13 protein-coding genes are annotated in these 14,084 nt (G+C 55.5%); 10 read left to right on the top strand and 3 right to left on the bottom strand.

The genetic code is table 11. The features are described from left to right. Positions 1 to 49: 49 nt before the first annotated feature. From hupB to fadM, 4 genes are all read left to right on the top strand, one after another. Positions 50 to 337 carry a nucleoid-associated protein HU-beta gene (hupB, locus tag KE671_RS09225; protein ID WP_152754439.1) on the top strand — a complete coding sequence of 96 codons (288 nt, stop codon included), beginning with the start codon at positions 50 to 52 and terminating at the stop codon, positions 335 to 337. A 201-nt stretch (positions 338 to 538) separates the two neighbouring features. Further along, a complete protein-coding gene (gene ppiD / locus KE671_RS09220; protein WP_206162665.1) occupies positions 539 to 2,413 on the top strand; it encodes a peptidylprolyl isomerase in 1,875 nt (624 codons plus the stop codon). 150 nt (positions 2,414 to 2,563) lie between these two features. Then, positions 2,564 to 2,944: a helix-hairpin-helix domain-containing protein gene (locus KE671_RS09215; protein WP_206162664.1), complete on the top strand. Its 381-nt coding sequence runs from the start codon at positions 2,564 to 2,566 to the stop codon at positions 2,942 to 2,944. Between the two features lie 104 nt (positions 2,945 to 3,048). After that, positions 3,049 to 3,447, top strand: a complete 399-nt coding sequence (gene fadM, locus KE671_RS09210) for a YbgC/FadM family acyl-CoA thioesterase (protein ID WP_206162663.1) — start codon at positions 3,049 to 3,051, stop codon at positions 3,445 to 3,447. A 109-nt stretch (positions 3,448 to 3,556) separates the two neighbouring features. Here the strand turns inward: fadM and queC are convergent, their stop codons facing one another. Together queC and KE671_RS09200 are read right to left on the bottom strand one after the other, a co-directional pair. Beyond that, positions 3,557 to 4,252, bottom strand: coding sequence for a 7-cyano-7-deazaguanine synthase QueC (queC, locus tag KE671_RS09205; RefSeq protein ID WP_206162662.1), 696 nt, complete (start codon positions 4,250 to 4,252; stop codon positions 3,557 to 3,559). 65 nt (positions 4,253 to 4,317) lie between these two features. Further along, entirely contained in the window at positions 4,318 to 6,018 is a 1,701-nt protein-coding gene (locus tag KE671_RS09200) for an SgrR family transcriptional regulator (RefSeq protein ID WP_206162661.1), read from the bottom strand. A gap of 99 nt (positions 6,019 to 6,117) precedes the next feature. Between KE671_RS09200 and cof the strand changes: the two genes are divergently transcribed. Beyond that, positions 6,118 to 6,936 (top strand): HMP-PP phosphatase, encoded by an 819-nt coding sequence (cof, locus tag KE671_RS09195; RefSeq protein WP_206162660.1) that lies wholly within the window; start codon positions 6,118 to 6,120, stop codon positions 6,934 to 6,936. A gap of 43 nt (positions 6,937 to 6,979) precedes the next feature. Here the strand turns inward: cof and KE671_RS09190 are convergent, their stop codons facing one another. Beyond that, complete coding sequence (locus KE671_RS09190) at positions 6,980 to 8,035, bottom strand: PLP-dependent cysteine synthase family protein (protein ID WP_206162659.1); 1,056 nt, start codon at positions 8,033 to 8,035, stop codon at positions 6,980 to 6,982. A 112-nt stretch (positions 8,036 to 8,147) separates the two neighbouring features. On the opposite strand from KE671_RS09190, the gene decR reads away from it, so the two are divergent. From decR to amtB, 5 genes are all read left to right on the top strand, one after another. Further along, the gene (gene decR / locus KE671_RS09185) at positions 8,148 to 8,606 is read left to right on the top strand and encodes an Lrp/AsnC family transcriptional regulator (protein WP_206162658.1); all 459 of its coding nucleotides are present in this window, start codon (positions 8,148 to 8,150) and stop codon (positions 8,604 to 8,606) included. A 45-nt stretch (positions 8,607 to 8,651) separates the two neighbouring features. After that, a complete protein-coding gene (locus tag KE671_RS09180; protein WP_206162657.1) occupies positions 8,652 to 10,424 on the top strand; it encodes a SmdA family multidrug ABC transporter permease/ATP-binding protein in 1,773 nt (590 codons plus the stop codon). Continuing rightward, entirely contained in the window at positions 10,417 to 12,195 is a 1,779-nt protein-coding gene (locus KE671_RS09175; protein WP_206162656.1) for a SmdB family multidrug efflux ABC transporter permease/ATP-binding protein, read from the top strand. The genes KE671_RS09180 and KE671_RS09175 overlap by 8 nt, the downstream gene beginning before the upstream one ends. 223 nt (positions 12,196 to 12,418) lie before the next feature. Further along, a complete protein-coding gene (glnK, locus tag KE671_RS09170; RefSeq protein WP_002891893.1) occupies positions 12,419 to 12,757 on the top strand; it encodes a P-II family nitrogen regulator in 339 nt (112 codons plus the stop codon). A 31-nt stretch (positions 12,758 to 12,788) separates the two neighbouring features. Further along, positions 12,789 to 14,075 (top strand): ammonium transporter AmtB, encoded by a 1,287-nt coding sequence (amtB, locus tag KE671_RS09165; RefSeq protein WP_206162655.1) that lies wholly within the window; start codon positions 12,789 to 12,791, stop codon positions 14,073 to 14,075. Positions 14,076 to 14,084 lie beyond the last annotated feature (9 nt).

Genomic DNA, 14,084 nt, shown 5'->3' with positions numbered 1-14,084 from the left:
ACTGCTGCGCGGTCGCACTTTGAAGGATTCTGGTGCGATATAAATTATAATGAGGAAGAGAAGAGTGAATAAATCTCAACTGATCGACAAAATTGCTGCAGGGGCTGATATCTCCAAAGCTGCGGCAGGGCGTGCGTTAGACGCAATTATTGCTTCTGTTACCGAATCTCTTAAAGAAGGGGATGACGTTGCGCTGGTAGGTTTTGGTACTTTTGCTGTTAAAGAGCGTGCTGCCCGTACTGGTCGCAACCCGCAAACAGGTAAAGAGATCGCCATTGCTGCCGCCAAAGTACCTGGTTTCCGTGCAGGTAAAGCACTGAAAGACGCAGTAAACTAAGCGTGATCCCCTTCCGGGGACAGGACTCAGTACAAGGGCGCATCAATTGATGTGCCTTTTTTATTTTTGAACCGATTTTCTACACGTTGTGGGCTGACAATCGCCCCCGTTTCTTGTCACAATAGGCTTTTATGCGCAGCGTTCAGGCAACGCTATGCTGCGCGAAGTGTATATTCACCTACAGCGGAGTGTGGTTACACCATGATGGACAGCTTACGCACGGCTGCTAACAGTCTCGTGCTCAAGATTATTTTCGGAATCATTATCGTGTCGTTCATTCTGACCGGCGTGAGTGGTTACCTGATTGGCGGAGGCAACAACTACGCCGCTAAAGTGAATGACCAGGAAATCAGCCGTGGGCAGTTTGAGAATGCGTTCAACAGCGAACGTAATCGCATGCAGCAACAGTTGGGCGACCAGTACTCTGAGCTCGCGGCAAACGAAGGTTACATGAAAACGCTGCGTCAGCAGACGCTCAATCGTCTGATTGATGAAGCGCTGCTTGACCAATATGCCCGCGAACTCAAATTGGGTATCAGCGACGAGCAGGTGAAACAGGCTATTTTCTCTACGCCGGCATTTCAGGTCGATGGCAAGTTTGATAACAACCGCTACAACGCGATTGTAAATCAGATGGGGATGACCGCTGACCAGTATGCCCAGGCGCTGCGTAACCAACTGACCACGCAGCAACTCATCAGCGGCGTCGCGGGTACGGATTTTATGCTCAAAGGCGAGACCGATGAGCTGGCGGCGCTGGTCTCTCAGCAACGCGTCGTTCGTGAGGCCACGATTGATGTTAATGCGCTTGCAGCGAAGCAGTCGGTGACGGATCAGGAAGTAGCCAGCTACTACGAGCAGCACAAAAATAGCTTCATGACGCCGGAACAGTTCCGCGTCAGCTACATCAAGCTGGACGCAGCCTCAATGCAAAAGCCAGTCGGTGATGAAGACATCCAGTCTTATTACGATCAGCATCAGGATCAGTTTACCCAAGCGCAGCGTAACCGTTACAGCATCATCCAGACTAAAACGGAAGATGAAGCGAAAGCGATACTGGACGCGCTGAACAAAGGCGGTGACTTTGCTGCGCTGGCGAAAGAGAAATCTGCCGACATCATTTCAGCCCGCAACGGCGGCGATATGGGCTGGCTGGAAGACGCCACCACGCCGGATGAGCTGAAAAATGCCGGACTGAAAGAGAAGGGCCAGCTTTCAGGCGTGATTAAATCTTCTGTCGGCTTCCTGGTTGTGCGTCTGGACGACATTCAACCGGCGGTTGTGAAACCGCTGAGCGAAGTCCGCGATGACATCGCAGCGAAAGTGAAACAGGAAAAAGCGCTGGATGCTTACTTTGCTTTACAGCAGAAAGTGAGCGATGCGGCGAATAATGATACGGAATCTCTGGCGGGTGCTGAACAGGCGGCGGGCGTGAAAGCGGTACAGACGGGCTGGTTCAGTCACGACAGTCTGCCGGAAGAGTTGAATTTCAAACCGGTATCAGATGCCATTTTTGATGGCGCTCTGGTGGGCGAAAACGGCGCGCCGGGCAGAAACTCCGATATCATCACCGTGGATGGCGATCGCGCGTTTGTTCTGCGTATCAGCGATCACAAAGCGGAAGCCGTGAAGCCGCTGTCTGACGTGAAAGATCAGGTTACCGCGCTGGTTAAGCACAACAAAGCAGAGCAGCAGGCAAAACTGGATGCGGAAAAACTGCTGGTTGAGTTGAAGGCCGGTAAAGGCGCAGAAGCGATGAAAGCAGCGGGTCTGAGCTTTGGTGAGTCTAAAACGCTGAGCCGTACGGGCCAGGATCCAGTTAGCCAGGCGGCGTTTGGACTGAGCCTGCCGGCGAAAGATAAGCCAAGCTATGGCATTGCCAACGATATGCAGGGCAATGTGGTTCTGCTGGCGCTGGACGATGTGAAAGCGGGATCCATGCCGGAAGAACAGAAAAAAGCCATGGTTCAGGGGATCACCCAGAACAATGCGCAGATTGTCTTTGAAGCGCTGATGAGTAACCTGCGCAAAGCCGCAAAAATCAAAATCGGCGACGCGATGGATCAGCAGCAGTAATCATCGAGGCGTCTCGCAAATCATTGCACAATTGTTGTAACACCAAAAGGCCGCTTTCGCGGCCTTTTCCATTTCTGCAATTTGCTATTTGTTCGTTGGTTTCTCCCTCGCTATCGTGATTCCACTGTTAACACACAAGGAGAAAACAGTATGAAACATGGAATCAAAGCATTACTTATCACCCTTTCCTTCGCCTGCGCGGGCGTGACACAAAGCGCACTGGCAGCGTCATCGACAGCGGCAGCAAAAAGCCCGGCGGTGGAGACCAGCGCAAACGCGCCGGTCGCAGGGCAAAACAAAGCCGCAGTTCCGGCGAAAGCCAGCACTGAAGAGGGCACCAGGGTCAGCATCAATACCGCATCGGCAGAAGAACTGGCGCGAGCGATGAACGGTGTCGGCCTGAAGAAAGCGCAGGCGATAGTCAGCTATCGTGAGGAGTACGGCCCGTTTAAAACGGTGGAAGATCTCAAGCAGGTGCCGGGGATGGGGAATTCGCTGGTAGAGCGTAATCTGTCGATTTTAACACTTTAATAACTTGCGCAGTGGCTAAAATTTGCCAGACTATGAGAGGTCATACCAGTTATGACCTCTCTGTTCATGTCTTACGTATAACAAAAACATAAGGTTTTAGCGCTATGCAAACACAAATCAAAGTTCGTGGTTATCATCTTGATGTCTACCAGCACGTCAACAATGCGCGTTATCTGGAGTTTCTGGAAGAAGCGCGCTGGGAAGGGCTGGAAAACAGTGACAGTTTCCAGTGGATGACTGCGCATAATATCGCTTTCGTGGTGGTCAACATCAATATCAACTACCGCCGTCCTGCCGTGTTAAGTGACCTGCTGACTGTCACCAGCCAGGTGCAACAACTCAACGGGAAAAGCGGTATCCTAAGCCAGGTGATTACGCTGGAACCGGAAGGACAGGTGGTGGCTGATGCGCTCATTACGTTCGTCTGTATCGATCTGAAATCGCAAAAAGCGCTGCCGCTGGAAGGAGAGTTGCGTGAAAAACTGGAGCAGATGGTGAAGTAACGGAAAGGAGCCTGATGGCGTTTCGCTTATCAGGCCTACGGGCGATATTGACAACGGTGAATGTCGCCAGGCCGGATTAAGGTGCGTACACCGCCATCCGGCAAATCGATCACTTTAACCCTGTTTTCTGCTTCATTGCCGCCATGATGGCTGGTTTATCCGCCAGGTAATGATTCAGGCCATTCGCACGCAGATTACAGGCCGCACAGTGGCCGCAACCGTCGCCCTTAATGCCGTTGTAGCAGGTCAGCGTTTCTTTCCGCACCAGATCCAGCTTGCCCCAATAATCTGCCAGCGCCCAGGTTTCCGCTTTATCAATCCACATCAGCGGCGTTTCAAAGCGGATATCTTTCGCCATGCCCAGCTTGATGGCGTGATTCAGCGCTTCGACAAAATCATTACGGCAGTCAGGATAACCGGAGAAATCGGTCTCACAGACGCCGGTAATTACCGCTTCTGCTTTTACCTGATAAGCATAAATCGCTGCCAGGGTCAGAAACAGTATATTGCGTCCCGGGACAAAGGTATTCGGGATCCCATCGGCATCCGGTTGGTAATCCGGAACCGGGATGTTGTCACGGGTCAGGCTACTGACCGCCAGTTCACTGAGCAGCGTCACGTCCAGCACTTTGTGCGCGCGTGCACCCAATTTCAGGGCCAGATCGCGTGCAACATCAATCTCCGCGCGATGGCGCTGACCATAATCAAAGGTCACGCAATGCACTTCATCATACTGATGCAACGCCTGCACCAGACAGGTGGTGGAGTCCTGGCCTCCACTGAAAACTACGACGGCACGTTTCATGGCTAATCCTGATCAATCACTAAAGCGGCTATGGTAACGCCTGCATTGCTCGTCGACCAGCTTCTTCACGATGCTGGAGGCGGTAGCCAGGCTTCGGTGAATTCAAACCAGCCGCGCGGATTCAAGCGTACCCCGTTCACACCCGGCGGCGCGCTGATGCGGTAGTGATAGTTAAACAGTGGCGTCAGCGTGGCGTCATCCATCAGGCTGGCGAAAACGTGCCGCAAAGCGGCATGGCGATGATCCTCTTCCGGTCTGATTTGTAGCGCGTCCAGCGTGGCCTGAAGATGTGAGAACGCCGAGGCATCAAGCACGTGCGGCCAGAGTGAATCACAGCGCAGCCACTGTTCGAGTGTATACTCGGGCGCTTCGCCAATCAGGCGGTCTCCCATCATCAGATCCGCTTCGGCAAGCCGTTGGCAGCCATCCCAGGTTTTCGCGTTATGAAAAATCAACGTCAGTTCGCAACCCAGGGTTGCCAGCGTATGGCGCAGGCGTTCTGCCATGGTATGCAGTTCCACCGGCAGATGATAAACCAGCGTTATTTTTTTCGGCAGCTCAACGGCTTTCATCCCCTCCCACTGGGGAATGGCCCAGCCAGGTAACAGTTCGTTGCAAGGGGTAATCAGGTTTTCCCTTACATCCAGCGTTTGCAACAGCGAAGAACGATGAATGAGGCTGACCAGTCGACGAGCCTGTAGTCGCGTCAGGCGGGGGCTTTTTTTCAGTGTGAGATAGCAAAAACCGAGGCTGATACCAGTGCTCACCGGGCTTACCGTAGCGAGCTCTTCAGGTTTGCCAATGGTAATCTGTACCGGGTGGCGACAACTGGTTCCCAGATCCTGCTCAAAAAGCTGGGGAGTGATCCAGTATTCAATGGCTTTCAGCAGCGGATGTGCGAGATGGTAATGCTCATGGCTTTCCAGACGTACCAGTTCCGGCGTAAACAGCGTCAGACGGAAAGGCCCAGTCCCAATGACGGGGTGTTCCGGATGGGCCAGCAGGCTACCGTAGCTTGCCAGGCGATGCGCCAGCCAGAAGTCCGGGCGGAACAGGGTAAACGTCAGGCACTGAGGATGCGTCACCTCAATGTGCTTCACGCTGATAAACAGTCGGTTCAGCGCCGGGAGTTCGCGCAGCATCAGCAATCGCTGATGCAGTTGCGCGGTCTCTACCGTGTCGCCGTTGTGCCAGAACAGCGTCGAGCGAATATAGAAATCCCAGCGCAACCCGTCGGCGGAGATATCCCAGTGATGGGCTAAATCCCCACAGGGACGCTGCGTCTGGCTGTCAAAACGGGTCAGGCCGGAGAAAATCTGCCCCGCCAGATGTTGCTCGGCGCGACCAGGAAGAAAACCGGAATGTAGCGGTTCAAGCTGACGGTAATAGGGAATACGCAGCGTAGGCGTGTCGTTTTGCCATTGACCCCCCATAAAGGGCTGCAGCATGGCCCGCAGTTCACCGGGCGCCAGTTGTGCCAGCTCCAGTACGCTAAGCTGCTGGCCCTTATCCAGCGCCTGTTCCATCATTGCGGTGCGTAATGATTCCGGGGTCACCAGAAAACGTAGCAACCCGCGTTTACCGCGTCCGGACTGTGCCTCCCAGACCAGCCAGCCCGATTCCTGCGCCTGGCGCAACAACGTGCGGACATGCCGCTCGCTACAAAAGCAGCGTTCAGCCAGTTCTCCCACGGTCACGTTCTGCGGTTCGCCGTTAGAGGGCTGCCAGAGGCGCTGGTACTGATTAAGCCGATTGAGAAGTCGCATATAAACCCGGAACAATTCCTTTTATCTATTCACTATTACTTCCGTATATATCAGGTAATACTCAATCACAAGTTAATCCGTCACCGAGTGGAGAAAGAGATGGCGCGCCTGGCTGCATTTGATATGGATGGCACCCTGTTGATGCCGAATCATCTTTTGGGTGATGAAACGCTCTCCACTCTGGCGCGACTGCGCGAACGCGACATCACCCTGACGTTTGCTACCGGGCGCCATGTGTTGGAAATGCGCCATATTCTCGGCACCTTTTCGCTCGATGCTTTTCTGATTACCGGCAACGGGACGCGTATCCACTCGCTGGAAGGCGAGGTGTTGCATCGTCAGGATCTGGAGCCGGGTGTTGCGGAGATCGTCCTGCATCAGCGCTGGGACACGCAGGCGAGCATGCATGTCTTCAACGATAGCGGCTGGTTTACCGCACAAGAGATCCCTGAAATGCTGCACGCCCATGTCTATAGCGGGTTTCGCTATCAGATTGTGGATGTTGCGCGAATCCCGGCAGATCGGGTAACCAAAATCTGCTTCTGTAGCGATCACGACGATCTGACGCGGCTGAAAATTCAGCTTGAAGAGGTGTTAGGTGCGCGAGCGCATCTTTGCTTCTCAGCGGTCGATTGTCTGGAAGTGCTGCCGGTGGGCTGTAACAAAGGTTCTGCGCTGGAGGTACTGAGCGGGCATCTGGGTCTGACCCTGGCGGACTGCATGGCGTTTGGTGACGCCATGAACGATCGCGAAATGCTCGGCAGCGTCGGGCATGGCCTGATCATGGGCAATGCCATGCCGCAACTTATTGCTGAGCTTCCTCATTTACCGGTGATTGGTCATTGTCGCAATCAGGCGGTATCACACTTTTTGACACATTGGCTGGACTATCCAAATCTTCCTTATTCCCCCGAATGAGAGACCCTACCAGCACCGGGCGTTCAGCCCGGTTTTTTTTGATTTAATTCACATTCAGCAACCGGGCGAGTTCTGCTTTCGACGCAGTGAGATCGCCAATATGGGTACTTACCCATTCGGCATGGTAGTAGGTGTCCAGATAGCGCTCGCCGCTGTCGCACAGGAGCGTCACCAGCGAACCGGTTTCTCCGGCTTCACGCATGCGGGCGGCGAGTTGCAGCATGCCCCACATGTTGGTGCCTGTTGAGGCTCCCACTTTACGGCCCAACTGCGTTTCCAGCCAGTGCGCGGTCGCTACGCTGGCGGCATCAGGGACACGCAACATCTCATCGACTACGTCGGCAATAAACGACGGTTCGACGCGCGGGCGTCCAATTCCCTCAATTTTACTGCCGACAGGACTGCGCAGCGTGGCATCACGCGTTTGCCAGAAAGGCAGGAAAACCGAGTTTTCCGGGTCCACCACCGTCAATTGTGTATCGTAACCCTGACAGCGGAGGTAGCGACCAATGGTCGCGGAGGTCCCACCGGTTCCGGCGCTCATCACAATGTGTTTTGGTACGGGATGCGGCTCGCACTGCATCTGACGGAAGATGCTGTCGGCGATATTGTTATTACCGCGCCAGTCGGTGGCGCGTTCGGCATAGGTGAACTGATCCATATAATGGCCGTTCAACTCGTGCGCCAACTGTTCTGAGGCGGCATAAATCTCGCAGGCGCTGTCCACGAAATGACAGCGTCCGCCGTAAAATTCGATCTGTTCGATTTTTCGTTTGGCCGTGCAGGCGGGCATGACGGCGATAAATGGCAGTCCCAGCAGACGGGCGAAATAGGCTTCGGAGACCGCTGTTGATCCGGAAGAGGATTCAATAATGGTCGTACCTTCTTTAATCCAGCCGTTGCACAACCCATAGAGGAACAGCGAACGCGCAAGCCGGTGCTTCAGGCTGCCGGTCGGGTGGGTGCTTTCATCTTTCAGATAGAGCTGGATACCTTCAAAGGCGGGTAACGGCAGGCGGATGAGATGCGTGTCAGCCGAGCGCTGATAATCCGCGTTAATCTCATTGATGGCATTTTTAACCCAGGTGCTGTTCATCATTAATATCCATTTGTCATTTTGTGCCAAGAGTAGCGAAAAGCACGGAAAAAATTGTTGCCATTTAGCCTTTAAAATAGAATGTATGGAGAAAATTCTTCTCTGAGGGGCCGGTATGCTAGATAAAATTGACCGTAAGCTGCTTGCATTATTGCAGCAGGACTGCACCCTCTCTTTGCAGGCGCTGGCAGATGCCGTTAATCTGACCACCACACCCTGCTGGAAGCGCCTCAAGCGCCTGGAAGATGAGGGGATTCTCGTCGGTAGAGTCGCGCTGCTGGACCCGGAAAAACTGGGGCTGGGATTAACCGCCTTTGTGCTCATCAAAACCCAGCATCACAGCAGTGACTGGTATTGCCGCTTCGTGACGGTGGTCAGTGAGATGCCTGAAGTGCTGGGCTTCTGGCGCATGGCCGGGGAGTACGACTACCTGATGCGGGTTCAGGTGGCCGACATGAAGCGATATGACGACTTCTACAAGCGTCTGGTAAACAGCGTTCCCGGTCTGTCGGACGTGACGTCGAGCTTTGCCATGGAACAGATTAAATACACAACTGCGCTGCCAATCGAATAACTCTCCCGGCACGATTTGCCGGAAAATCAGGTCAGGACATATTACGTGCGATTATTTGCTCAATTAAGCTGGTATTTTCGCCGGGAGTGGCGTCGCTACCTCGGGGCGGTTGCCTTGCTTATCCTCATCGCTATTCTGCAACTCATTCCGCCAAAAGTGGTCGGTATTGTGGTGGATGGCGTGTCCACACAACACTTCACGGCGCAACAGATCATGATGTGGATTGGCACCATCGCCCTGATTGCCATCGTGGTCTATCTGCTGCGCTACGTCTGGCGCGTGCTGCTGTTTGGTGCTTCTTACCAACTGGCGGTGGAGCTACGCGAAGATTATTACCGCCAGCTCAGTCGCCAGCATCCCGAATTTTATTTGCGCCACCGCACGGGTGATTTAATGGCTCGCGCCACTAATGACGTTGATCGCGTGGTCTTTGCCGCCGGGGAAGGGGTTCTGACGCTGGTGGACTCGTTGGTGATGGGCTGTGCGGTGCTGATCGTGATGTCCACGCAGATCAGCTGGCAGCTCACGCTGTTTGCCCTGCTGCCGATGCCGGTGATGGCGCTGATGATCAAACGCTACGGCGATCGTCTGCATGACCGTTTCAGACTGGCGCAGGCGGCGTTCTCCAGTCTCAATGACCGTACCCAGGAGAGCCTGACCAGTATTCGCATGATCAAAGCCTTTGGGCTGGAAGATCGGCAGTCCGCGCTGTTTGCGGCTGACGCGGATGATACCGGGAAGAAAAACATGCGCGTGGCGCGTATCGATGCCCGTTTTGATCCGACGATTTATATCGCCATCGGCACGGCGAACCTGCTGGCTATCGGCGGCGGCAGTTGGATGGTTGTGCAAGGCTCGCTGACGCTGGGACAACTGACCAGCTTTATGATGTATCTCGGGCTGATGATTTGGCCGATGCTGGCGCTGGCATGGATGTTTAACATCGTGGAGCGCGGCAGCGCGGCTTACGGTCGTATTCGTGCGATGCTGGCCGAAGCGCCGGTGGTGAATGATGGGAGCGAACCGGTGCCGGAAGGGCGGGGTACGCTGGCGGTGGCGATCCGCGCGTTTAGCTACCCGCAAACCGCGCATCCGACGCTGGAAAACGTCAATTTTCAGCTTAAGCCTGGGCAGATGCTGGGCATCTGCGGGCCGACCGGCGCGGGTAAAAGTACCGTGTTGTCGCTGATTCAGCGCCATTTCGATATCACCCAGGGGGATATCCGCTTTCATGACATTCCTCTGCCGCGCCTGCAACTGGACAGTTGGCGCAGCCGGCTGGCGGTGGTCAGTCAGACGCCATTTCTGTTTTCGGATACTGTCGCTAATAATATTGCGCTGGGCTGCCCTGGCGCCACCCAGCAGGACATTGAACATGTGGCGCGTTTAGCCAGCGTACATGAGGATATCCTCCGCCTGCCGCAGGGTTACGACACCGAAGTCGGCGAGCGTGGCGTGATGCTCTCCGGCGGGCAGAAACAGCGTATCTCTATTGCGCGGGCGCTATTGCTGAATGCCGAAATCCTGATCCTGGACGACGCTCTGTCGGCGGTGGACGGGCGCACGGAGCATCAGATACTGCACAATCTGCGCCAGTGGGGAGAAGGACGAACGGTGATTATCAGCGCGCACCGTCTCTCGGCGCTGACCGAAGCGAGTGAAATCATCGTGATGCAGCACGGGCATATCGCTCAACGCGGCAACCACGAGGCGCTGGTGCAGCAGACGGGCTGGTATCGCGATATGTACCGCTATCAGCAACTGGAAGCGGCGCTCGATGATGCGCCGGAAAATGACGAGGAGGCGGCAAATGCGTAGTTTTGGGCAGTTATGGCCGACCCTCAAACGCCTGCTGGCCTATGGATCTCCGTGGCGAAAACCGCTAGGCATTGCGGTGATTATGCTATGGGTCGCGGCGGCCGCAGAAGTCAGCGGGCCGCTGCTGATCAGCTATTTTATCGACAATATGGTGGCTAAAAATAACCTGCCGCTGGGAATGGTGGCCGGGCTGATTGCCGCCTATCTCGGGCTGCAGATTCTCGCCGCCAGCCTGCATTATGCACAGTCGCTGTTGTTTAACCGCGCCGCAGTCGGCGTAGTGCAGCAATTGCGTACCGACGTGATGGATGCCGCGCTGCGCCAGCCGTTGAGTGAGTTTGACACGCAGCCCGTCGGGCAACTCATTTCGCGCGTCACCAACGATACCGAAGTGATCCGCGATCTGTATGTTACGGTGGTGGCGACGGTACTGCGCAGCGCGGCGCTGATTGGCGCGATGCTGGTGGCGATGTTCAGTCTCGACTGGCGCATGGCGCTGGTGGCAGTCCTGATCTTCCCGGCGGTGCTGGTGGTGATGATTATTTATCAGCGTTACAGCACGCCGATTGTCCGCCGCGTGCGGGCTTATCTCGCTGATATCAACGACGGCTTCAACGAAGTCATCAACGGTATGAGCGTGATTCAGCAGTTTCGCCAGCAGGCGCGTTTTGGTGAACGCATGGGTGAAGCCAGCCGCTCGCATTATCTGGCACGTATGCAGACGCTGCGTTTAGATGGCTTCTTATTGCGGCCTCTGCTGAGCCTGTTTTCCGCGCTGATTCTCTGTGGCCTGCTGATGCTGTTCAGTTTTACCTCGGCAGGGACAATAGAAGTGGGGGTGCTCTACGCCTTTATCAGTTATCTGGGACGCCTGAATGAACCGCTGATCGAACTGACCACCCAGCAGTCGATGTTGCAGCAGGCCGTGGTGGCCGGGGAGCGCGTGTTTGAACTGATGGACGGGCCGCGCCAGCGTTACGGGCAGGACCCGCGCCCGCTGGCGTCCGGACAGATTGACGTTGAGGATGTGTCGTTCGCCTATCGCGACGATAATCTGGTGCTGCAAAATGTCAGTCTTTCCGTACCGTCCCGCAGTTTTGTCGCGCTGGTGGGGCATACCGGCAGCGGTAAAAGTACCCTCGCCAGCCTGCTGATGGGTTACTACCCGCTAAGTCAGGGGGAGATTCGCCTTGACGGCCGCCCATTACATTCGCTGAGCCATAGCGTGTTACGTCAGGGTGTGGCGATGGTACAGCAGGATCCGGTGGTGATGGCGGATTCATTCCTGGCGAACGTGACGCTGGGGCGGGATATCACCGAAGAGCAGGTGTGGCAGGCGCTGGAGACGGTGCAACTGGCAGAGCTGGCGCGCGGGATGAGTGAGGGCATTCATACCCAACTTGGCGAACAGGGGAATACTCTCTCTGTCGGGCAGAAACAGCTGCTGGCGCTGGCGCGGGTGTTGGTGGCAACGCCGCAGATCCTGATCCTCGACGAAGCGACAGCCAGTATTGATTCGGGTACTGAGCAGGCCATTCAGCACGCGCTGGCCGCCGTACGCGAACACACCACGCTGGTGGTGATTGCGCACCGGCTGTCGACCATTGTGGAGGCGGACACCATTCTGGTGCTTCATCGTGGACAAGCGGTAGAGCGTGGTACGCATCAGCAACTGCTTGCGGCGCAAGGACGCTACTGGCAGATGTATCAGCTCCAGCTTGCCGGCGAAGAGCTGGCAGCCAGCGTTCGCGAGGAATCGCTTCCCGCCTGATGCACCGCCGCTGCCGGGCCGTTTCGGCGGTGGTGCAAAAATGTAACGCATCATGCACTGTCATGGTGCGTTTTTCTTTTCCCGCTCTGCTTTCCTTTCTGAATCGCCTGCCAGACAGGCTGTAGAACAGACACTGACTCCGCTTTTTCAATTCTGGCATACCCCTTGCAATACCTCAGTCGTGTAGTCGCACCATATGCCGAATTCTGACTGGAGGGGATCTATGAAGCTGGTTACCGTGGTAATCAAACCGTTCAAACTGGAAGACGTTCGCGAAGCGCTCTCTTCTATTGGTATTCAAGGGCTGACCGTCACCGAAGTGAAAGGGTTCGGACGTCAGAAGGGTCATGCCGAGTTATATCGGGGTGCAGAGTACAGCGTCAACTTCCTGCCTAAAGTGAAGATTGATGTGGCCATTGCCGACGACCAACTGGATGAAGTGATCGATGTCATCAGCAAGGCGGCCTATACCGGAAAAATTGGCGACGGCAAAATTTTCGTCGCGGAGCTGCAACGCGTCATTCGTATTCGCACCGGCGAAGCTGACGAAGCGGCGCTGTAAAGCCTGGCACACAGTAACGGGAAACGACAAAATGAAGATAGCAACGATGAAAACGGGCCTTGCTTCGCTGGCGCTGCTGCCAGGTCTCGCAATGGCTGCTCCGGCAGTGGCAGATAAAGCCGATAACGCCTTTATGATGATTTGTACCGCGCTGGTGCTGTTTATGACCATACCGGGTATCGCCCTGTTCTATGGCGGTTTGATCCGCGGGAAGAACGTCCTGTCGATGCTGACGCAGGTCACCGTCACCTTTGCGCTGGTGTGCATTATGTGGGTGGTGTTCGGCTATTCTCTGGCGTTCGGGGAAGGAAACAGCTTCTTCGGTAACTTCAACTGGGTGATGCTGAAAAACATTGAGTTGACCGCCGTAATGGGCAGTATCTACCAGTATATTCACGTTGCTTTCCAGGGATCATTTGCCTGCATCACGGTCGGGCTGATTGTTGGTGCGCTGGCGGAACGCATCCGTTTCTCTGCCGTCCTGATCTTCGTGGTGGTCTGGCTGACGCTCTCTTATATTCCGATTGCCCATATGGTGTGGGGCGGCGGCTTGCTGGGATCGCACGGTGCGCTGGACTTTGCGGGCGGTACTGTCGTGCATATCAACGCCGCGATTGCAGGTCTGGTGGGGGCTTACCTGATTGGCAAACGCGTGGGTTTCGGCAAAGAAGCCTTCAAACCGCACAACCTGCCGATGGTCTTTACCGGTACCGCGATCCTCTATATTGGCTGGTTCGGTTTTAACGCCGGATCGGCGGGGACGGCGAACGAAATTGCCGCGCTGGCCTTTGTGAATACCGTTGTTGCCACGGCCGCCGCGATCCTCGGCTGGATCTTCGGCGAGTGGGCGCTGCGCGGTAAACCGTCTCTGCTGGGGGCGTGCTCAGGAGCGATTGCCGGTCTGGTTGGTGTGACGCCTGCCTGTGGCTACATCGGCGTCGGCGGTGCGTTAATCATCGGCGTGGTGGCGGGCGTAGCCGGGCTGTGGGGCGTGACAATACTCAAACGTCTGCTGCGTGTTGATGACCCGTGCGATGTGTTCGGCGTTCACGGTGTCTGCGGGATTGTCGGCTGTATTCTGACCGGGGTCTTTGCCTCAAGCGCGCTGGGCGGCGTGGGCTTCGCTGAAGGGGTAACGATGGGTCATCAGCTGCTGGTACAGCTTGAGAGTATTGCTATCACCATCGTCTGGTCTGGCGTCGTGGCCTTCATCGGCTACAAACTGGCGGATCTTACCGTCGGTCTGCGCGTACCGGAAGAGCAAGAGCGCGAAGGGCTGGATGTGAACAGCCACGGCGAGAATGCCTACAACGCCTGATTTGTTAAT

It is taken from the genome of Citrobacter amalonaticus, from assembly GCF_018252635.1.
Lineage (GTDB): Bacteria > Pseudomonadota > Gammaproteobacteria > Enterobacterales > Enterobacteriaceae > Citrobacter_A > Citrobacter_A amalonaticus_E.
Note: the sequence above shows the minus strand (reverse complement) of the source record. Positions and strands in the feature narration are given on the sequence as shown.